The 18,266-nt window shown below is 59.8% G+C and carries 20 protein-coding genes; 11 read left to right on the forward strand and 9 right to left on the reverse strand.

Features of this window, described 5'->3' with window-relative positions; translation table 11 throughout:
• Positions 1-51 precede the first annotated feature (51 nt).
• The 3 genes from ACSQ8V_RS12335 (at position 52) to ACSQ8V_RS12345 (ending at position 2,424) form a co-directional block, all read left to right on the forward strand.
• Positions 52-870 (forward strand): response regulator transcription factor, encoded by an 819-nt coding sequence (locus ACSQ8V_RS12335; RefSeq protein ID WP_213767347.1) that lies wholly within the window; start codon positions 52-54, stop codon positions 868-870.
• A 117-nt stretch (positions 871-987) separates the two neighbouring features.
• Positions 988-1,662, forward strand: a complete 675-nt coding sequence (locus ACSQ8V_RS12340; RefSeq protein WP_213767348.1) for a hypothetical protein — start codon at positions 988-990, stop codon at positions 1,660-1,662.
• A gap of 162 nt (positions 1,663-1,824) precedes the next feature.
• Positions 1,825-2,424: a BspC domain-containing protein gene (locus ACSQ8V_RS12345; protein WP_436205880.1), complete on the forward strand. Its 600-nt coding sequence runs from the start codon at positions 1,825-1,827 to the stop codon at positions 2,422-2,424.
• Between the two features lie 211 nt (positions 2,425-2,635).
• Here the strand turns inward: ACSQ8V_RS12345 and ACSQ8V_RS12350 are convergent, their stop codons facing one another.
• Both ACSQ8V_RS12350 and yaaA read right to left on the reverse strand, forming a co-directional pair.
• A complete protein-coding gene (locus tag ACSQ8V_RS12350; RefSeq protein ID WP_213767350.1) occupies positions 2,636-3,796 on the reverse strand; it encodes a M14 family metallopeptidase in 1,161 nt (386 codons plus the stop codon).
• Between the two features lie 54 nt (positions 3,797-3,850).
• Positions 3,851-4,630 carry a peroxide stress protein YaaA gene (gene yaaA / locus ACSQ8V_RS12355; protein ID WP_436205881.1) on the reverse strand — a complete coding sequence of 260 codons (780 nt, stop codon included), beginning with the start codon at positions 4,628-4,630 and terminating at the stop codon, positions 3,851-3,853.
• A 55-nt stretch (positions 4,631-4,685) separates the two neighbouring features.
• Between yaaA and ACSQ8V_RS12360 the strand changes: the two genes are divergently transcribed.
• Positions 4,686-5,189, forward strand: a complete 504-nt coding sequence (locus ACSQ8V_RS12360) for a putative toxin-antitoxin system toxin component, PIN family (RefSeq protein WP_436205882.1) — start codon at positions 4,686-4,688, stop codon at positions 5,187-5,189.
• Positions 5,190-5,231: 42 nt separating this feature from the next.
• Entirely contained in the window at positions 5,232-6,413 is a 1,182-nt protein-coding gene (locus tag ACSQ8V_RS12365) for a pyridoxal phosphate-dependent aminotransferase (RefSeq protein WP_213767353.1), read from the forward strand.
• On the opposite strand, the gene ACSQ8V_RS12370 is transcribed toward ACSQ8V_RS12365, so the two are convergent.
• The gene (locus ACSQ8V_RS12370; RefSeq protein ID WP_436205883.1) at positions 6,410-7,075 is read right to left on the reverse strand and encodes a glutathione S-transferase family protein; all 666 of its coding nucleotides are present in this window, start codon (positions 7,073-7,075) and stop codon (positions 6,410-6,412) included. The genes ACSQ8V_RS12365 and ACSQ8V_RS12370 overlap by 4 nt on opposite strands.
• A gap of 116 nt (positions 7,076-7,191) precedes the next feature.
• On the opposite strand from ACSQ8V_RS12370, the gene ACSQ8V_RS12375 reads away from it, so the two are divergent.
• The 6 genes from ACSQ8V_RS12375 (at position 7,192) to ACSQ8V_RS12400 (ending at position 13,487) form a co-directional block, all read left to right on the forward strand.
• A complete protein-coding gene (locus tag ACSQ8V_RS12375; RefSeq protein ID WP_436205884.1) occupies positions 7,192-8,733 on the forward strand; it encodes a 3-hydroxyacyl-CoA dehydrogenase in 1,542 nt (513 codons plus the stop codon).
• Positions 8,730-9,518, forward strand: coding sequence for an oxepin-CoA hydrolase, alternative type (locus ACSQ8V_RS12380; RefSeq protein WP_436205885.1), 789 nt, complete (start codon positions 8,730-8,732; stop codon positions 9,516-9,518). Before ACSQ8V_RS12375 ends, ACSQ8V_RS12380 begins: the two co-directional genes overlap by 4 nt.
• Positions 9,515-10,243, forward strand: coding sequence for a histidine phosphatase family protein (locus ACSQ8V_RS12385; protein ID WP_436205886.1), 729 nt, complete (start codon positions 9,515-9,517; stop codon positions 10,241-10,243). The genes ACSQ8V_RS12380 and ACSQ8V_RS12385 overlap by 4 nt, the downstream gene beginning before the upstream one ends.
• A gap of 91 nt (positions 10,244-10,334) precedes the next feature.
• Complete coding sequence (locus ACSQ8V_RS12390; protein ID WP_436205887.1) at positions 10,335-11,444, forward strand: phosphotransferase; 1,110 nt, start codon at positions 10,335-10,337, stop codon at positions 11,442-11,444.
• A gap of 19 nt (positions 11,445-11,463) precedes the next feature.
• The gene (locus ACSQ8V_RS12395; RefSeq protein ID WP_436205888.1) at positions 11,464-12,678 is read left to right on the forward strand and encodes an acyl-CoA dehydrogenase family protein; all 1,215 of its coding nucleotides are present in this window, start codon (positions 11,464-11,466) and stop codon (positions 12,676-12,678) included.
• Positions 12,679-12,794: 116 nt separating this feature from the next.
• A complete protein-coding gene (locus ACSQ8V_RS12400) occupies positions 12,795-13,487 on the forward strand; it encodes a glutathione binding-like protein (RefSeq protein WP_436205889.1) in 693 nt (230 codons plus the stop codon).
• 73 nt (positions 13,488-13,560) lie between these two features.
• On the opposite strand, the gene ACSQ8V_RS12405 is transcribed toward ACSQ8V_RS12400, so the two are convergent.
• From ACSQ8V_RS12405 to ACSQ8V_RS12430, 6 genes are all read right to left on the reverse strand, one after another.
• On the reverse strand, positions 13,561-14,013 hold the full coding sequence (locus ACSQ8V_RS12405) for a MaoC family dehydratase (protein WP_436205890.1): 453 nt from the start codon (positions 14,011-14,013) through the stop codon (positions 13,561-13,563).
• The gene (locus ACSQ8V_RS12410) at positions 14,010-14,468 is read right to left on the reverse strand and encodes a MaoC family dehydratase (protein WP_213767362.1); all 459 of its coding nucleotides are present in this window, start codon (positions 14,466-14,468) and stop codon (positions 14,010-14,012) included. Before ACSQ8V_RS12410 ends, ACSQ8V_RS12405 begins: the two co-directional genes overlap by 4 nt.
• Before the next feature lie 31 nt (positions 14,469-14,499).
• Positions 14,500-15,621 (reverse strand): acyl-CoA dehydrogenase family protein, encoded by a 1,122-nt coding sequence (locus ACSQ8V_RS12415; protein ID WP_436205891.1) that lies wholly within the window; start codon positions 15,619-15,621, stop codon positions 14,500-14,502.
• Between the two features lie 10 nt (positions 15,622-15,631).
• Positions 15,632-16,828, reverse strand: coding sequence for an acyl-CoA dehydrogenase family protein (locus ACSQ8V_RS12420; protein ID WP_436205892.1), 1,197 nt, complete (start codon positions 16,826-16,828; stop codon positions 15,632-15,634).
• 67 nt (positions 16,829-16,895) lie between these two features.
• Positions 16,896-17,399 (reverse strand): DUF1178 family protein, encoded by a 504-nt coding sequence (locus ACSQ8V_RS12425; RefSeq protein WP_436182121.1) that lies wholly within the window; start codon positions 17,397-17,399, stop codon positions 16,896-16,898.
• 226 nt (positions 17,400-17,625) lie between these two features.
• The gene (locus ACSQ8V_RS12430; RefSeq protein ID WP_213767366.1) at positions 17,626-18,228 is read right to left on the reverse strand and encodes an NUDIX domain-containing protein; all 603 of its coding nucleotides are present in this window, start codon (positions 18,226-18,228) and stop codon (positions 17,626-17,628) included.
• Positions 18,229-18,266: the final 38 nt, after the last annotated feature.

The raw sequence follows: 18,266 nt of genomic DNA on the forward strand, positions 1-18,266 counted from the left end.
GCCCGCCCGGAAGCGGGCATCGCGCCGAACCCATATAACAACGAGGCACGCATGAAATTCACCATAGTCAACTCCGAAGCCGAGCGTCGCGAAGGTTTGAAGGCGCTTTTAAGGCATATCGACCGGCGCGCGCGTTTCAACGAGGCGAAAGACTGGCGGCAAGCGGCAAGCGCGGTCCTTCGACTCGACCCTGACATGATCGTGATCGACTGGCACGACGCCATGCGCATGGCAGATCTGCGCACACTGCTGAACGCCTTCCCCAGGATCCCCGCGGCAATCATCGTGGACGAAGCATCAACCGCGAAGGTCCGCATGCTTCTTAGCGCCGGCGTGCTCGGCGTCGTGCCACGCGATCTCGACCCCACACTGATTGTTCGTGCGCTTGAAATGGTTTTGCTGGGCGGCCATTACGTTCCTGCGTGCGCGCTTGATCCGACGCTCGAGCCCGTTTTCCTGCCGCGTCGTGATACCACGCCGAAAGAGTTACGAAAGGGCGCAAAACGGTTCAACACATTGTCGCTGCGCCAGCAGCAAATCATGCGGTGCGTGCATATGGGCAGCACTAACAAGATCATTGCGAAGACACTTGGAATCAGCGAGGGCACGGTAAAAATCCACTTGGGCAGCATTTTCCAACAACTCGGTGCACCGAATCGCGCCGCCGCCGTTGCTATTTATAACGGCTGGCAGAATGGCTATCTTGAAGTCCTGAAGCGCGAAGCTGACGCGTCTCCACGGCCCGCGCTCGGCGACGCCGGACCGGTACCACTGCGCGCGGCCGCTTTGCTGACGTATGCGCCGCGGCCGGAAATAGACGAACACCTGCTGCCAATGGCCGCCCAACCTCGACCCCGATTCGGCGATTGAACACGGTCATTTCATAGTCGGGACGCAACGCGTGAATTGACGCGTTGCGTGTTGGAAAAACCCCGCTGGCACAGTCAATGCGCACGTTTTCGGGCGCAAACGAGTAATATAAGATTTATGGGTTTCTTCTACACACCTCTTCCGCTTTGGCTCGCAATAGGTGGCTGGATTGTCACTGTGGGTGTGCTCGCGCTTGCGATCTGGAAGAACCCGTTTCGACGGTTGCAAGATGGGACGCTTCAGCACGTCTGGTTCGGCATTGTCGTCGCGGTGACGGTGCTGTGGGCGTGCAATACCTGGTTCGAAGACGGTCCCGCCATTCATCTGCTTGGCGCCACGCTGATGGTCACGCTGTTCGACTGGCAACTCGCACTGGTCGGGATGGCCGTGACAAGCGGTCTGGCGGCCGTTGTGCTGGATGCCTCATGGCCCGGCGTTCCCGTGACCTTCATATTGTTCGGGGCATTGCCCGTTGCCGTATCGTCGCTGCTACAGAAGGCCATCCAGGCGTGGATCCCGCGCAGCCTCTTCGTATTCATTGTCGGCCACGGTTTCCTGACATCGGCATGTGCCGTCGCCGTAGCATGCTCGGCTGGCCTGCTTCTGGAAATCGTGCTTGCCAACGGCGAGCTTATTATCCCGGCTGGATTTACGCTCGCTGCCTCCCTGCTCGTAGCCGGCGAGGCCTTGTTCACTGGCGTGTTCACCATCCTGATTACCGTCTACCGGCCTACCTGGATCACTACGTTCGACGTCCGGCGTTATCGGCTGGATCGTGGGCCGCGCGTCTGAACGCCGCACCAATTCCAAACCTTATCCCGCATCAAAGTCCACGGCAGAACTGTGTCGAGGCCGGACATCGTTGGCGGTTCGTGAAAGAATTTAATATAAGATGGAACTCCCGCTCACTGTCGGGCATCTTACGTGCCTGTTGTCTCTTTAGTGCAGAACCTGATGGATAGTATTCAAGTACCGCGTCGACTGCTCCGGATGGTCGGCCGGCTGGTGGCAATTGCATCAATGGCGACACTCGCGTCGGCCGCATGCAGCGCCACCGCGTTCGCCGATACGCTCGACGAACGCAACGAGCTCGTCAACCACTTCGTCACCGACTTCAACGCCAATCCCTTGGTGGCTGACTGCGCCGCACACGGAAGTTTCGTGGCGAGTACGTCGACGGCGTTCGATCACGTGGAGTTTCCGGCCAGTTCCTTCGACTCGGCTCATGGCAGCATCACCCCTTGGAACGACGCATTCGATGACCACAAGCAACGCATCAAGGTGGACAACGTCGTGACGGTCGAGGGCCTTGGCGTCACCAAGGACGGCGACTCCAGCCCTTCCACGCTGAAGTTCCGCTGCGGCTACGTAGGCAGCCAGATGCTGGCTTTCGGCTGGAATGATCCCGTGCCGTCAGCCAGGCCGCGCGCCGAACCCCGCTCGAGCCACGGTGCAAGAGGCCACCATGGCGCGGTCAAAGGCAAAGGCAAGACGAGCTCGAAATCGGCAGGCGGCAAGTCAACGAAAAAATCGGCGAGCAAAAAGAAGCACTGAGCTGCCGTACTCCGAGTCAACGTCTACTGCGTCGCAGACATCTGAATCACAGACCTCTGCGTCACCGTCTACTGAGTCACTATCTCAAGCTCAAACGCCGAGGCAAAAGGGCGTGATCGCCATCCAGCGATCACGCCCTTTGATGCGGCTCCTTGGGAACGCACACCTATCGCGTGCATTCACCGGCGCTCACGTCACTCCTCTGCCAGCCTCAGAACGCCTGCAGGTGTCGCAGGATAGCCTGAAGCATCGACGCCCCCAGCGCAGCGCTACGCTCGCCGTTCCAGCCCACCCGCTCGTCCGGCAGATTCGCGTTGTCTTTGAACGGCATCTCAAGCGTCAGCGACAAACATCCGAACTCATTGCCCACATATTTAGACGCCAGCTTCAACGCATCCGTCTGGTACTTGCTCGCTTCATAGCCGTACACGTCCTGAAAATCCGGGCTCGCCTGCTTGAAGCATTCGATGAAAGCCTTCTGTTCCTTCGCTTGTTTTTCGGTGAAGCCAGGCAGCATCTCCGAACCGGCCACGAACACGTAAGGCAGCGCTTCGTCGCCGTGGATATCGAAGAAAAGATCGCAGCCCAGCGCGTGAATGGCGTTACGAACGGCCAGCACTTCAGGGCTGCGCGCAGCGTCGGGTTCCATCCATTCGCGATTCAGGTTGGCACCCGCGGCGTTGGTGCGCAGATTGCCGAGCGCGCTGCCATCGGGATTCATGTTCGGCACGATATGGAACACAGCGTGATCAAAGATCAATCGCGCGACCGGGTCGCCCGCCCAGTCGCCCCAGCCCGCCAGCCGTTTGATCAGCCCTTCCACGAACCACTCGGCCATGGTCTCGCCGGGATGCTGACGCGCGATGATCCACACGTTCTTCTTCGGCTTCACCGGGCGCTCGGTCGCTTCGGTCAACCCAAGCGACACCAGCGACATCGGCCGGCCCTGCACCGTCTGGCCAATTTCCGTCAGCGTTGCGTGCGGCATCTGCTGAACGGCGCCGAGGAAACCCGCGTGGCGCTCTTCGCTATACGGCTCGAAATAGGCGTAATAGACGGCGTCGAAATCGGGTGTGTGCTCGATGGTCAATACACGGCCGTCATAGCGTGTAGGTACGCGGAACCAGTTGATCCGGTCGTAGCTCGCCACCGCCCGATAGTCGCGCCAGCCATCGGCGAACGCGCAGTCAGCGGCGTTCTCGAAGGTCATCGTGAGCGGTTCGTCGCGCACGCCCGAAACGCGGAAGTAGAACCACTGCGCGAAGTCCGCATGGCTGTCCGGACGCACACGCAGGCGAATGGCTGCGGGGTCCTCGGCCGACACAACGTCGATCGCGCCTGCATCGAATTGACTCGTGATTGAAATGCTCATGACGCTTCCTTAATAGTGCGGAATCAGGCGGAATCCAGTGCGCAATCGCTGCGCTCAAAGACCCAGCCGCCGGCGATACACATAACTCGTTTCGGTCGATGCCTTTTTATCGAAGGCATACCCTTCGCTCTCGAAAGCCTTCAGTCCTTCCGGCTCGTCAATTCGATGCTGCACCGCAAATCGCGCCATCAGGCCGCGTGCGCGTTTAGCGTGAAAACTGATGATCTTGTACTGGCCATTCTTCCAGTCCTGGAAGACCGGCGATATCACCGGTGCGTCGAGTCGCTTCGGCTGCACCGACTTGAAATACTCGTTGGAGGCGCAGTTCACCAGCACGCGTGCGCCCTTCTGCTTTTTCATCTGTGCGTTCAGGGCCGCCGTGATGCGGTCGCCCCAAAACGCATACAAATCCTTGCCGCGAGCGTTGGCGAACCTGGTGCCCATTTCCAGCCGATACGGTTGCAACAGATCCAGCGGCCGCAGCAGCCCATACAACCCGGACAGCACACGCACATGAGTTTGAGCGTAGTCGAGATCCGCTGCGTGCAGCGACTTTGCGTCAAAACCCTCGTAGACGTCACCGTTGAACGCCAGCATGGCCTGCTTCGAATTATGCGTGCCGAAGGTCGCTGACCAGTCCGCGTAGCGCTGGAAATTGAGTCGCGCGAGCGGATCGGATATATGCATGAGGCTACCGATTTCCTGTGGCGAAAGCTTGCGCAAGGCGTCGATCAGTTCAGCGGAATCGGCGGCGAATTCAGGCAACGTGTGCTTGGTAACGTGAGGCGGGGTCTCGTAGTCGAGTGATTTGGCCGGCGATAGAACGATTATCATAGGGGCTCGCCGGCATGCTGCCAACGATGAAGACGGAAACCTTTGATTGTATCGAATGAAAAAATCCCCCGTGCTGCGTGCCGTGCTGGATTCGAATGTCTGGATCGACATCCTGGTGTTCGATGACCCCATCACGCGTCCAATCCGCGCCGCGCTTGAAGCCGGTACGCTGGAAGCGTTGATCGATTCGCGCTGCCTCAAAGAACTGACGTATGTGCTGGACTATCCGCAATTCGTCCGCTTCGCCGTGAATAAGGACGAAGCGCTCGCAACGGTCGCGCGGCTTTCGCAACCCGTTGCCCCCGAACCACCGCCCGCCGACGCGCCGCCGCTGCCGAAATGCCGCGACCGCGACGACCAGAAGTTTCTTGAACTGGCGCATGCGAGTAAGGCGGACTGGCTGGTATCGAAGGATCGCGCGTTGCTTAAACTCGCGAAACGCACGGTACGTGACTTCGGGTTTCGAATCGCCCAGCCGGCACCGTTCGTGGCCAGCTTTGAAGTACACATTCAGGCGCAGATTGAAGCTTGTGAAGAAACAAACGCGATCGATGTTTAAAATAGGACACATTTTCCTTTAGCGCCGCCGATCGCCCACATCATGAACGCTTCGCACGAACTGCCGTATTCGCCCGCTGTTCCCGCCATTACTTCGCGCCTGCCGAACGTCGGCACGACCATCTTCACGGTCATGAGCGCGCTCGCAACGCAGAAAGGCGCAGTCAATCTAGGCCAGGGTTTTCCCGATTTCGCCTGCGATCCGCGCATTGTGGACGCCGTGTCGAACGCCATGCGCGACGGCCATAACCAGTATCCGCCGATGGCCGGCGCCGCGCCGCTGCGCCACGCGATCGGCGAGAAGATCGAGCGCTTGTATGGCCATCACTATGACGTCGAGCGCGAGATCACGGTCACGGCCGGCGCGACCCAGGCCATCCTGACCGCCATTCTGTGCTGCGTGCATCCGGGCGACGAAGTCGTCGTGATCGAGCCGATGTACGACTGCTACGTACCGGCCATTGAACTGGCGGGCGGCAAACCGGTGTTTGTATCGTTGGAAGCACCCGATTACGCGGTGCCCTTCGACAAGCTTGCCGCCGCGATCACGCCGAAAACGCGCCTGCTGATCATCAACTCGCCGCACAACCCGACGGGTCGCGTCTGGCGCGCAGAGGACTTACAGAAGCTTGACGAGATCCTGCGCGGCACCGACGTGCTGATTCTCTCCGACGAAGTCTACGAACACATGGTCTTCGACGGCGCCCCGCACGAAAGTGTGTCGCGCTATCCGGACCTGGCCGCGCGCAGTTTCGTGGTATCGAGTTTCGGCAAGACCTTTCACGTAACGGGCTGGAAGGTGGGTTATGTCGCCGCGCCCGCCGCGCTGACCGCGGAATTCCGCAAGGTCCACCAGTTCAACGTCTTCACCGTGAATACGCCGATGCAAGTCGGCATTGCGGAATACCTGAAAGACCCCGCACCGTACCTGGAATTGCCCGCTTTTTATCAGCAAAAACGCGACTTTTTCCGCGACGGCCTCGCCAACTCGCGCTTCAAGCTGCTGCCTTGCGACGGCACGTACTTCCAGTGCGTGGACTATTCGGCCATCAGCGACCTGCCAGAAGCCGAGTTCTCGCAATGGCTCACGAGCGAGATTGGCGTCGCGGCCATTCCGGTGTCGGCGTTTTATCACGAGAGCCACGAATCGGGCGTCGTGCGTTTTTGCTTCGCGAAAAAGGAAGAGACGCTGCGCACCGCGCTTGAGCGTCTCGCCAATCTTTAAGACTCAATCTTCGGCAGCGTCTTTTTCTGCGCGTCCATGAAGGCGAGCCGGTCCGCCGTGACTTTCTGTGCGGCCGGCCGCTCGCCCACCAACTTGTTGTGCGTCTTCCAGTCGATCCCCGCTTCCAGCAGGAAATCCGCTCCGTAGATGGCTTTCGTCGTCAGCCCGATCAGCGGCAAATTCACGAATGCGCTTACATCGGCGATACTGAAGGTCGTGCCGAGCGCGTACGGTTCGAACCTCGCAATTCGCTTGAATCCGGCAATACCATGCCTGAGCCGTTTTTCCGCGCGCACCTTGGTGTAATCGGTCACGGTGCCACCGAAAAATGCCTGCTTGTAGAGCTCGCGGGCAACCAGTTCCAGGTGTGTCTCGATGAATACAATCATCTCGCGCTCCTTGGCGGCCGTGAACGGATCGGCGGAAAAAATCGGTTTCTCCGGATAAGCGCTCGCCAGATATTCAACAATGACCTGCGACTCGCACAACGCTCCGGCCTCGGTCTCCACATACGGAACCTTGCCGAGCGGTGAGAGCGCAAGCGTTGCTTCGTCCTGGCCGAAATTCGCACGCACCTCCTCGAACGGAATGCCGTGTTCGAGCAGCACGAACTTCACCTTGTTCACGTAGTTGGACAGCGGAAAACCATACAGCTTGAGCATCTTGAGTCTCCTGGACATCTTTCGTTTTTAAGCAATACGGGCAATCGGCGGCCTTCGGGGCCACCTTATAAACAGTACGACCGTGCTAATCTAGCAAATAAGGAGTGAGACACGCCATGAGTTTTCGCGACACAGAGATTCGGACCGTGGGTATTGTCGGCAGCGGCGCGATGGGACGCGGCATCGCGCAGATCGCAGCGCTGGGCGGCCTGAACGTGCGTCTGTACGACACCAACCAGCAAGCCATCACGGCGGCACACGAGTATCTCGCCGATACCCTGAACAAACTCGCCGCAAAAGGCAAGCTGAACGAAGCCGATGCGCATGCCGCGTTGGCGCGCATTCATGCGGCCGGTGCGATTGGCGAGCTGGCCGATTGCGATGTGGTGGTTGAAGCAATCGTGGAAGAACTGGACGTCAAGCGGGAATTGTTCCGCGAGCTTGAGGGTGTGGTCCGTGAGGATTGCATCCTGGCGTCGAACACGTCGTCGCTGTCCATCACGGCCATTGCCGCGGGCTGTGCCAAGCCGGAGCGCGTGGTCGGCCTGCACTTCTTCAACCCCGTTCCGCTGATGAAAGTGGTCGAAGTGATCGACGGCTTGCGTGGCGACCCCGCTGCCGGCGACGCGCTGATGGCGCTCGGCCGCCAGATGGGCCACACAGCCGTGCGCGCGAAGGACATGCCTGGTTTTATCGTGAATCACGCCGGGCGCGGCATGAATACCGAGGGGCTACGGATTGCGAGCGAAGGCGTCGCGAGTTTCGTCGATATCGACCGGATCATGCGCGAACAAGCCGGCTTCCGGCTCGGGCCGTTCGAGTTGCTGGACCTGACGGCGCTCGACGTGTCGCATCCGGTGATGGAGTCGATCTATCACCAGTTCTATGAGGAACCGCGCTTCACGCCGTCGCCTATTACCGGTACGCGGCTCGCCGGCGGGTTGATCGGACGCAAGGTGGGTGAAGGTTTTTATAAGTACGTGGACGGCAAGCAGCAAATTCCCGAGGAAACGCCCGCTCCTACCGCACTGCCGCGTCGCGTGTGGGTGAGCCGGGCATCTGCCCATGCGCGCGAAGAAGTGTTCCGGCTGATCGCGAAAATGGAAACGGCTGTCACCATCGATACCGGCGGCACCCCGGCGCCCGATTCGCTGATCGTTGTCACGCCACTCGGCCACGATGCCACGACTGCGGCTGTCGCGGAGAAACTGGACGCAACGCGCACGGTCGCTATCGACACTTTGTTCCCGCTCGCCGATGCCGCCCGCCGCACCATCATGACCACGCCTGCCACGACCGCCGAGTTTCGCGACGCCGCGCACGCGCTCTTCGCTTTCGATGGCGTCCCCGTCACGGTGATCCGCGATTCGACCGGGTTTGTCGCGCAGCGCGTGGTGGCGACCATCGTCAACATTGGTTGCGATATCGCGCAGCAACGCATTGCAAGTCCCGCCGATATTGATCTCGCCGTCACGCTTGGCTTAGGTTATCCGCGCGGTCCGCTTGCGCTTGGCGATGCGCTCGGCGCGAGCACGATTCTCACGATCCTGCGCAACATGCAGGCTGTGCTCGGCGATCCGCGTTATCGCCCGTCGCCGTGGCTCACGCGACGTGCGCAGCTCGGCTTGTCGCTTACCTTCGATGAGGCCGCAGCATGAGCGCCGAACTGCTCTCCATCCGCCCCGCCGAAAGCGACACCACGCTCGTTCTCAAGCTGTCCAACCCGGGCGCACGCAATGCGCTGCATCCGGACATGTACACGGCCGGCATCGAAGCGATGAACACGGCTGAACGGGATACGTCCGTGCGCGCAATCGTGCTGACCGGCGCCGATAACTTCTTTTGCGCCGGCGGCAACCTGAACCGCTTGCTTGAAAACCGCGCGAAGGATCCCTCGGTGCAAGCCGCGAGTATCGACATGCTCGGCGAGTGGATCGTCGCATTGCGGTCATCGACGAAACCGGTAATCGCGGCTGTAGAAGGCGCGGCAGCGGGGGCGGGTTTCTCGCTGGCGCTCGCGTGCGATCTGCTGGTCGCGGCTGACGACGCCAAGTTCGTGATGTCATATTCCCGCGTGGGCCTCACGCCTGACGGCGGCGGCTCGTGGTTCCTCACGCGCGCTTTGCCGCGTGCGCTCGCCACCGAAATCCTGCTTGAAGCAAAACCGATCGGCGCGACGCGGCTGCATGACGTGGGTGTCGTGAACCGCGTGACGAAACCGGGCGCAGCGCTCGATACCGCCATCGCGTGGGCGGACGAACTGGGCCGCATGGCGCCGAAAGCGCTCGCGCGAATCAAGACGCTGATCGCAGCGGCCGAAACGCAGTCGTTGGCGCAACATCTGGACGACGAACGCGATGGTTTCGTCGATGCGCTGCATAACGGCAACGCGCTCGAAGGCATCAACGCATTCCTCGAAAAACGGCCACCGCACTACAAATGACGACCTCGTACGAACTGCCCAAACGCCGCCGCATCTTCCTGATGCGCCACGGCGACGTGACTTACTTCGATGCCAGCGGCCGCGCCATCGACCCGGAAGGCGTACTGCTGAACGAACGTGGCCGCGAGGAAGCAAGCGCGGCGGGACGCGAGTTCAAGGCACAGCAAATTCGCTTCGATAAAGTCATCGCCAGCGGCTTGCCGCGCACGATCGAGACGGCGCAGCGCGTGCTGGCCGAAACCGGTCAGCAGATCGATATCGACATCTGGCCGGAGTGGCAGGAAATTCGTGGCGGCCGGCTGGGAGACCTTCCGCCCAAAGATTTTGAGCGCGCTTTTCTCAGCGTTTTCGATGGCATCGTGCCGGAAGCCACGTCGTTTTTGGGCGGCGAGACTATCGGCGAGTTGCTGGATCGCGTGTTGCCGCCGCTGCAAAACCTGCGCGACGATGCATCGTGGGACACGGTATTGCTCGTGCTTCACGGCGGCGTCAATCGCGCGTTGTTGTCGCACGCGATCACCAGTGGGGGCCGCACGTTTTTCGGCCATCTCTCGCAGACTACGGGCTGCATCAACGCGCTCGATGTCGGCGATAAACCCGGCGACTGGGTGATCCGCGCGCTGAACCATTCGCCGCCCTCGCCGCTTCACGCCGCTGTACGGAACACGACCATGGAACTGCTGTACGCGCAGTTCGTTCGTTTTAAATCGCTGATGAAGTCATAGCGGGCACGCGGCCTGCACGCGAAATTACAGCGCTGCGAACGGCGCGACGCCGCGTGATGCCTCAACAAACGCAAGACCGGAGGAGACAACGATGGCTGCAAACGATACCCCCGCGCCGCAGGATTTTTCTGCGTTCGAGGGAACACGGCCGGTCAACGAACGGCAACAATTCGATGTGCCGGCGTTATCCGCGTGGCTGGAAACGCATGTTGAAGGCTTTGCCGGACCCCTCACCGTCGAGCAGTTTGCCGGCGGCCAATCAAATCCCACCTTCAAGCTCATTACGCCCGCGCGTAGTTATGTGATGCGATCGAAGCCCGGGCCGGCGGCGAAGTTATTGCCATCGGCGCATGCGATCGAACGTGAATATCGCGTAATGGCTGCGCTCGCCGGCACCGACGTTCCGGTGGCCAAAATGTTCGCGCTATGCGAGGACGAAAGCGTGATCGGGCGAGCGTTCTATGTGATGGAGTTCATCGAAGGCCGGGTGTTGTGGGACCAGGCGCTGCCGGGCATGACGCCGTCCGAACGCGGCGCGGTCTACAACGAGATGAATCGTGTAATCGCGGCGCTCCATTCGGTCGATATCGCTCAAGTCGGGCTTGAGACTTACGGCAAGCCCGGCAATTATTTCGAGCGTCAGATCGGTCGCTGGAGCAAGCAATACGTTGCGTCGGAGACCGAGCCTATCGACGCAATGACCAGGTTGATCGAATGGCTGCCGAGGCATATTCCACGCAGCGCAGAAGGCGCGCCGGCGGAACGTGTATCGATCGTTCATGGCGACTTCCGGCTCGACAACCTGATCTTCCATCCGACGGAACCGCGCGTGCTTGCCGTGCTCGACTGGGAACTGTCCACGCTTGGCGATCCGCTCGCCGATTTCGCTTACCACTGCATGGCGTGGCACGTCGATCCGACGCAATTTCGCGGCATCGGTGGCCTTGATTGGGCAGCGCTCGGCATTCCCGACGAGGACGAATACGTCGCGACATACCTTGCACGCACGGGCTTGGCGATTCAGGGCGACTGGAATTTCTACCTCGCGTACAACATGTTTCGCATCGCCGCGATCCTGCAGGGAATCATGAAGCGGGTAAGCGAAGGCACGGCGGCGAGCGCGCAAGCTGTTGATGCCGGAAAGCGCGCGAAACCCATGGCCGAACTCGCGTGGTTGTATGCGCAGAAGATCGGTGAATAGAGATTAATGAGGATAGCATATGAATTTCGATTACACGCCGAAAGTGCAGGAACTGCGCCAAAAGCTAAGCCATTTCTTCGATGAACACATCTACCCGAACGAACGCGCATTCAACAGTGAAGTCGCCGCCAATCGTGCCAACGGCAACGCGTGGGTTCCGACTGATCTGATCGAAAAGCTGAAGGAACAAGCCCGCGATGCCGGCCTCTGGAACCTGTTCCTGCCCGCGTCCGAACGTGGCGCCGGACTGAGCAATCTGGAATACGCGCCGCTCTGCGAGATCATGGGCCGCGTGCCATGGGCGCCGGAAGTCTTCAATTGCGGCGCGCCGGACACGGGCAACATGGAGACCATCGAACGATATGGCAGCGAGCAACAAAAGCTGCAATGGCTCGAACCGTTGCTGCAGGGCGAGATCCGTTCCGCGTTCCTGATGACTGAGCCGGACGTGGCTTCGTCGGATGCGACGAATATTCAGTGCAGCATCCTGCGCGACGGCGACAGCTACGTGATCAACGGCCACAAGTGGTGGTCGTCGGGTGCGGGCGATCCGCGCTGCAAGGTGTATATCGTGATGGGCAAGACCGATCCCGATGCGCCGAAACATCAGCAACAATCGATGATCCTCGTTCCCGCCGATGCGACCGGCATCACAGTGCATCGGCCGCTCTCGGTGTTCGGCTACGACGACGCGCCGCACGGCCACATGGATATCACGCTCGAGGATGTACGCGTGCCGGTATCGAATATGCTGCTTGGCGAAGGACGCGGCTTTGAAATCGCGCAGGGACGCCTGGGACCGGGCCGCATTCATCACTGCATGCGCCTGATCGGGCTGGCTGAACGCGCGCTCGAACTGATGTCGAAACGCACGCTGCAACGGGTGGCTTTCGGCAAGCCGATCGCCGCGCACGGCGTGACGCAGGAGCGTATTGCCGAGGCGCGCATCATGATCGAACAGGCGCGTCTGCTCACTCTGAAAGCGGCTTACATGATGGACACGGTAGGCAACAAGGGCGCACGCGGCGAGATCGCGATGATCAAGGTGGTTGCGCCGAACATCGCGTGCCAGATCATCGATTGGGCCATTCAGGCGCACGGCGGCGCCGGTGTGTCCGACGATTTCCCGCTGGCTTACGCCTATGCGCATGCACGGACATTGCGACTTGCAGATGGGCCGGATGAAGTACATCGGAACGCGATCGCCAAACTGGAGCTTTCACGGTACGCGTGAAGCAGTGTTCAGCGTCTTTCCGCGAACTATGGTCTAATTTTCGGCAGCGTTTTTGGGCGACGATTCCTGATTGGGCGGAGTCGCCGCTTTCCCCGTGTTGAGCACCAGGAACGAAAATGATCGACGTCTATAGTTGGGCCACGCCGAACGGCCACAAGATTCATATCATGCTCGAAGAACTCGGACTCGAGTACAAAGCGATTCCCATCGATATCGGCGCGGGCGATCAATTCACGCCTGATTTCCTGGCGATCAGCCCGAACAACAAGATCCCCGCGATTGTCGATAGCGATGGCCCCGAAGGCAAGCCGCTCGCGCTTTTTGAATCCGGTGCGATCCTGTTTTATCTCGCTGAGAAAACGGGGAAGTTCTTGCCTCTCGATCCAGTGGGCCGATACACGACCATGCAGTGGTTGATGTTCCAGATGGGCGGCATTGGACCCATGCTTGGCCAGGCGCATCATTTCCGGATCTACGCGCCCGAGAAAATCGAGTACGCGGTCAATCGATATTCGAACGAAGCAAAGCGCTTATATGGCGTGATGGACAAGCAATTGGGCGTAACGCGGTATCTCGCCGGAAATGACTATTCAATCGCTGATATTGCGACATTTCCGTGGACGCGATCCTGGAAAAACCAGGGTATCGAGCTGGACGAATTTCCGAACGTGAAGCGTTGGTTTGACGAGATTGCTGCGCGGCCTGCAGTTATCCGCGGCGTCGAGGTGCTTGCTTCTGCTCGCAAGGATTTGACCGGCGATAAACAACGCGAAGTGCTGTTTGGCGCGCAGCAGTACGCGAGGCGTTAAGCGGCCGGCGTAGCAGGTTCCTTTTTATAGGAACCTGCCTGAGTACGGCATAACGCCCCCAAAGCACCAACTTTCAGAAGTAATGCCGGGTGATGAACTCAGCGGCGCATACCGGCTTCTCACCGCCTTCTTTCTGCACGGTCACGCGCCAGATCACCTGCACCCCACCCTCTTCCACGTCAGTCACCGTTTCCGCTACGAACCTCGCCCGGAGCTTCGTCCCGACCCGCACCGGCGACATGAACCGCACCTTGTTCATGCCGTAGTTCACGCCCATTTTCTGCTGCAGCGGCACGCACTGATCCAGCCACATCGGGACCAATGCCAAGGTTAAAAATCCATGCGCGATCGGTCCACCAAATGGCGATTCTTTTTTCGCTCTCTCTACGTCGACGTGGATCCACTGATGATCGTCGGTGGCATCGGCGAATCGGTTCACGCGTGATTGATCAATTTCCAGCCACTCGCTCACATACTCGTCCCGGCCCTCCGCGGCTTTAACCTCGGCTGCGCTCGACAACTTCATTGCGAGTTTCCCGGATGACGAAGCCCGAAGATGGCCGCTGAATCCACGGTCAATACCAACTCGTCATGCTGGTTATAAGCCTCCCAACGCGTGCCGACAATTCCACGATCCGGCTTGCTGGCCGATACGCGCTTGCTCAACACTCGCACGGTCAACCTCACGGTGTCGTTCACGCGAACCGGCTTGAGCCAGCGGATATTATCGAGCCCGGGCGAACCCATCGATGTGGAATCGGCGAGCATGTCACGCACCAGAATGCCCATCATTGCCGAACATGTATTCCAGCCGCTCGCGACCAATCCGCCAAACGGCGATGCTTCGCCACCCGCCTCGCTCAAATGGAAAGGCTGCGGATCATAACGCCCGGCAAATTCGATAATCTCTTCTTTCAGAAACGTATGGCCGCTCAATTGCGCCACCGCTCCAACCTCGAAATCCTCATAGCTGAACGTCATGCCCGCTCTCCTTTTTCAATGCATCGATTATTTAAACGTCAGTGTCGGCGAATCCAGGCAACGACGCAAACCGTGCCAGATGATGATCGACATCGCCTAACGTTGTCTCGATGATCGACAAGCGCTTGAACCAATGCGCCGCCGCCACTTCGTTCGTCACGCCCATCCCGCCATGCAGTTGCACCGCCTGCTGACCGACAAAGCGCGCTGCCTGACCGACCCGCGCCTTGGCTGCGGAAATTGCGCGGCGGCGTTCATTGGCGTCATCGCTGGTATATCGCGCGGCAGCAAGATACGTGATCGAACGCGCCTGCTCCGCGTGAATCAGCATCTCGACCATGCGATGCTGCAACGCCTGGAAACGCGCGATGGGCGTGCCAAATTGCTTACGCTCCTTCGTGTACTCGACCGTGGCGTGATTCAGCGCATCGAGCACGCCGACGGCTTCGGCACAGAGCAGGAACGTCGCGTAATCGGCAATGCGCTCAAGCGTGGCTGCGCCCGTGCTGGCCTTGCCGAGACGATCGGCAGGCGTGCCCGTGAATGTGATCGTCGCGGCACGCTGCCCGTCGATCGTCCGATACTCGGTGACTTCCACATTCGCCGCGTCACGCGCAACTGCAAACAACGCGATTTCGCCAGCCAGCCGCGCCGGCACAATCCAGTAGTCCGCCTGTGCGCCGTGAAGGACCAACGACTTCTGGCCACTCAGCACGAAACCATCGCCTTTCTCTTGCGCGGTGGTATCGATCGAAAACAGGTCGTAGCGGGCATGCGGTTCGTGAAACGCCACCGCGAGCTTGATCTCGCCGCTGGCCGCGCGTTCCAGCAATGCGTTCGCGTGGTCATCGCCCACCAGTCGCAGCGCTTCGATACCCACTGCCGTCGCCCAATACGGCTCCACGACAAGTGCGCGTCCGAGTTCCTGCATTACGACCAGCATATCGGCCGGACCGCCATCGAAACCGCCTTGCGCTTCAGGCGCCGGCAAGGCCGTCAAGCCTAGTTCGGTAAATGCCGCCCAATGTTTTGCATCGACACCCTCCTTGGACGCCACGATCTTCTGCCGTGCATCGAACGTGTACTCGTTGTCGAGATACCGGCGCAATGCGTCCCTGAACTGTTGCTGCTCATCGGTGAAATTGAAGTCCATGTGCAGCTCCTCACAAGCCCAGAATCATCTGCGCGATGATGTTTTTTTGAATTTCGTTCGAGCCGCCGTAGATCGACGTCTTGCGGAAGTTGAAGTAATACGCGGCAAGCGGCGCGGCATCGTCGTCGCCGGCCAGGCTGTGTTCACGTTCGCCTTCCAGATACGCGGGATCGAACGCGGCAGCCTGCGGGCCGATGGCTTCGACCATGAGTTCGGTCAGCGCCTGCTGGACTTCGGTGCCCTTGATCTTGAGCATCGATGCCTCCGGTCCTGGCCCGCGCCCGTTCGCTTCGCTCGCCACGACGCGTTGCACGGTGACCTCGAGCGCCATCATCTCGATCTCCAGCGCGGCAATTTTTGATGAAAACACCGGGTCGCTGAGTAACGAAAGGCCGCCCTTCTTTTGATTGGCTGCGAGCCGTTTCAGGAACACCAGTTCTCGCTTCGATTGCCCCACGCGCGCAATGCCCGTGCGTTCATGCCCGAGCAAATATTTCGCATAGGTCCAGCCGCGATTTTCTTCACCGACCAGATTCTCTAGCGGCACCTTCACGTCTTCGAGGAACACTTCGTTGACCTCGTGATCTTCGTCGAGCGTGATGATTGGGCGCACGGTGATGCCCGGCGTCTTCATATCGATGAGAAGGAACGAGATGCCTTCCTGTTTCTTCGCGCCGGTGTCGGTGCGCACGAGGCAGAACATCATGTCGGCGAACTGGCCGAGCGTGGTCCAGGTTTTCTGGCCGTTGACCACGTAGTGATCGCCCTGGCGTTCAGCGCGCGTTCTCAGCGACGCCAGATCAGAACCCGATCCGGGTTCCGAATAACCTTGGCACCACCAGTCGGTGCCATCGAGAATACGCGGGAGATAGTGGGCTTTTTGCGCGTCGCTGCCGTATTTCATCAGGACGGGCGCGACCATCGATACCCCGAACGGCAACACGCCGGGCGCACCAATGCGTGCGCATTCTTCGTCCCAAATATGACGCTGCGTTGCGTCCCAACCCGGGCCGCCATATTCCTTCGGCCACGCGACAACCGACCAGCCACGCGTGCCGAGCAGCTTGTGCCAGCTCGCGTAGTCGTCGCGATTCAGACGTTTGTGATCGAGTACCTTGGCCCGCAGCGATTGCGGGAGGTTGGCGTCGAGCCAGGCGCGGATGTCGGCGCGAAATGCGTCGTCGGCGGGGGAATAATTCAGGTCCATGCGCTGTGTCTCCTGTCATGACCCGGGTCGGCCATGAGGAGACGCGCCTTAGCTGAACCTGTTCAGCTTATTGCAGCGGCTCTTTCAGTGCGGCCGGCACGGGCAACGGCATCACGTCGATGCCTTCTTCCATCAATGCGTGCGCATCTTCAGGCGTTGCGACGCCGCGAATATTGCGCGCCGGCGCTTCGTCGTAATGCATGCGCCGCGCCTCTTCAGCAAAACGGTCGCCCACGTTCTCCGTCTTCGCGAGAATTTCCCGCATGAACTGCAGCGCACGCGCCTGAAGCGCCTGGTCGGCGTCTTGCGGCGGCCTGGCCGCTTGCATGACGTTCGACCCATTCGACCCGTTCGATCCGGCGGCTTCTTTTTCTCCCTGATCGGAACTGCTCGAAGAGCGGCTCGCCGACAAATTCAGGCGCGGCGCCGACGGCATGCGGCTCACCTCCGTTGTCGAGCACACCGGGCAAGCCACGAGCTTGCGCGACAACTGGGATTCGAACTCATCGGTCGAAGCAAACCAGCCTTCGAAACGATGGTCGTGCGAGCACTTCAAGTCGAGAACCTTCATGCTGATCGGGGCTTGTTAGAAAGTTTAATCGCAAAAACGCGTTTTGTGAACGACCGTTCGCAAAAAATCACATCGCGACCATTTGATAGATGGGTGGAACACACGTTCGATTTTAGCCCGGCGCCGGAACGCGTGCCGAACGACGCGCAGTCCTGATTGAGCAGACAAATAAAAAGCGGCCTTCACGGCCGCTTTTTTGGGGTGCGTCGGGCATTTCAGTCGCAGCTCAGTCGCTGACCGGATCGCCCAACGCCCACTCACCCGACATCACCTTTTCCAGCCAGAAGCTGCCGATGATCGTCTTGACGTCGCTGATATGACCACTTTTGATCCACTCGAAAATCTGCGACCGGTCCGCGATAAACGTCTCCAGGAACTCACCCTCGTCGAGCTTGCTTTCGCCTGCGGTCAAGCCACGGGCCAAATAAAGGTCGATGAATTCAGTGGAGTAGGAAATGACCGGATGAATCCGCGTCAGCAGAAACCACTCGCGTGCTGTATATCCGGTTTCTTCAAGAAGCTCGCGTTTTGCACACGCCAGTTCGCTTTCGTTCGGGTCGATCTTGCCGGCGGGATATTCGAGCAGGACCTTGGCGATCGGATATCGATACTGTCGTTCAAGCAGCACGCGGCCGTCATCGAACAGCGGCAGGATCATCACGGCGCCCGGATGTTCGACGAACTCGCGCGTGGCGTGCTTGCCGTCGGGCAGTTCGACCGTATCGATCTTGAGCGTGAGGAACTTGCCCTTATGCAGCAACGTGCTCTCGACCGTCTTCTCGAGCAAGCCATCGTCGGAGTCGGGGAAATCGAGAGATTGGTCAGCCATCGTGCACCTTGAAAGAGACGCGCTCAACTTTAGAGTTA

Source organism: Caballeronia sp. LjRoot31, from assembly GCF_964253885.1.
Taxonomy (GTDB): domain Bacteria; phylum Pseudomonadota; class Gammaproteobacteria; order Burkholderiales; family Burkholderiaceae; genus Caballeronia.

Excerpts from the sequence above, each read along its gene's own strand:
- ACSQ8V_RS12335 (WP_213767347.1), top strand. The coding sequence starts at position 52 with ATGAAATTCACCATAGTCAACTCCGAAGCCGAGCGTCGCGAAGGTTTG.
- ACSQ8V_RS12340 (WP_213767348.1), top strand. The coding sequence starts at position 988 with ATGGGTTTCTTCTACACACCTCTTCCGCTTTGGCTCGCAATAGGTGGC.
- ACSQ8V_RS12345 (WP_436205880.1), top strand. The coding sequence starts at position 1,825 with ATGGATAGTATTCAAGTACCGCGTCGACTGCTCCGGATGGTCGGCCGG.
- ACSQ8V_RS12350 (WP_213767350.1), bottom strand. The coding sequence starts at position 3,796 with ATGAGCATTTCAATCACGAGTCAATTCGATGCAGGCGCGATCGACGTT.
- yaaA (WP_436205881.1), bottom strand. The coding sequence starts at position 4,630 with ATGATAATCGTTCTATCGCCGGCCAAATCACTCGACTACGAGACCCCG.
- ACSQ8V_RS12360 (WP_436205882.1), top strand. The coding sequence starts at position 4,686 with ATGAAAAAATCCCCCGTGCTGCGTGCCGTGCTGGATTCGAATGTCTGG.
- ACSQ8V_RS12365 (WP_213767353.1), top strand. The coding sequence starts at position 5,232 with ATGAACGCTTCGCACGAACTGCCGTATTCGCCCGCTGTTCCCGCCATT.
- ACSQ8V_RS12370 (WP_436205883.1), bottom strand. The coding sequence starts at position 7,075 with ATGCTCAAGCTGTATGGTTTTCCGCTGTCCAACTACGTGAACAAGGTG.
- ACSQ8V_RS12375 (WP_436205884.1), top strand. The coding sequence starts at position 7,192 with ATGAGTTTTCGCGACACAGAGATTCGGACCGTGGGTATTGTCGGCAGC.
- ACSQ8V_RS12380 (WP_436205885.1), top strand. The coding sequence starts at position 8,730 with ATGAGCGCCGAACTGCTCTCCATCCGCCCCGCCGAAAGCGACACCACG.
- ACSQ8V_RS12385 (WP_436205886.1), top strand. The coding sequence starts at position 9,515 with ATGACGACCTCGTACGAACTGCCCAAACGCCGCCGCATCTTCCTGATG.
- ACSQ8V_RS12390 (WP_436205887.1), top strand. The coding sequence starts at position 10,335 with ATGGCTGCAAACGATACCCCCGCGCCGCAGGATTTTTCTGCGTTCGAG.
- ACSQ8V_RS12395 (WP_436205888.1), top strand. The coding sequence starts at position 11,464 with ATGAATTTCGATTACACGCCGAAAGTGCAGGAACTGCGCCAAAAGCTA.
- ACSQ8V_RS12400 (WP_436205889.1), top strand. The coding sequence starts at position 12,795 with ATGATCGACGTCTATAGTTGGGCCACGCCGAACGGCCACAAGATTCAT.
- ACSQ8V_RS12405 (WP_436205890.1), bottom strand. The coding sequence starts at position 14,013 with ATGAAGTTGTCGAGCGCAGCCGAGGTTAAAGCCGCGGAGGGCCGGGAC.
- ACSQ8V_RS12410 (WP_213767362.1), bottom strand. The coding sequence starts at position 14,468 with ATGACGTTCAGCTATGAGGATTTCGAGGTTGGAGCGGTGGCGCAATTG.
- ACSQ8V_RS12415 (WP_436205891.1), bottom strand. The coding sequence starts at position 15,621 with ATGGACTTCAATTTCACCGATGAGCAGCAACAGTTCAGGGACGCATTG.
- ACSQ8V_RS12420 (WP_436205892.1), bottom strand. The coding sequence starts at position 16,828 with ATGGACCTGAATTATTCCCCCGCCGACGACGCATTTCGCGCCGACATC.
- ACSQ8V_RS12425 (WP_436182121.1), bottom strand. The coding sequence starts at position 17,399 with ATGAAGGTTCTCGACTTGAAGTGCTCGCACGACCATCGTTTCGAAGGC.
- ACSQ8V_RS12430 (WP_213767366.1), bottom strand. The coding sequence starts at position 18,228 with ATGGCTGACCAATCTCTCGATTTCCCCGACTCCGACGATGGCTTGCTC.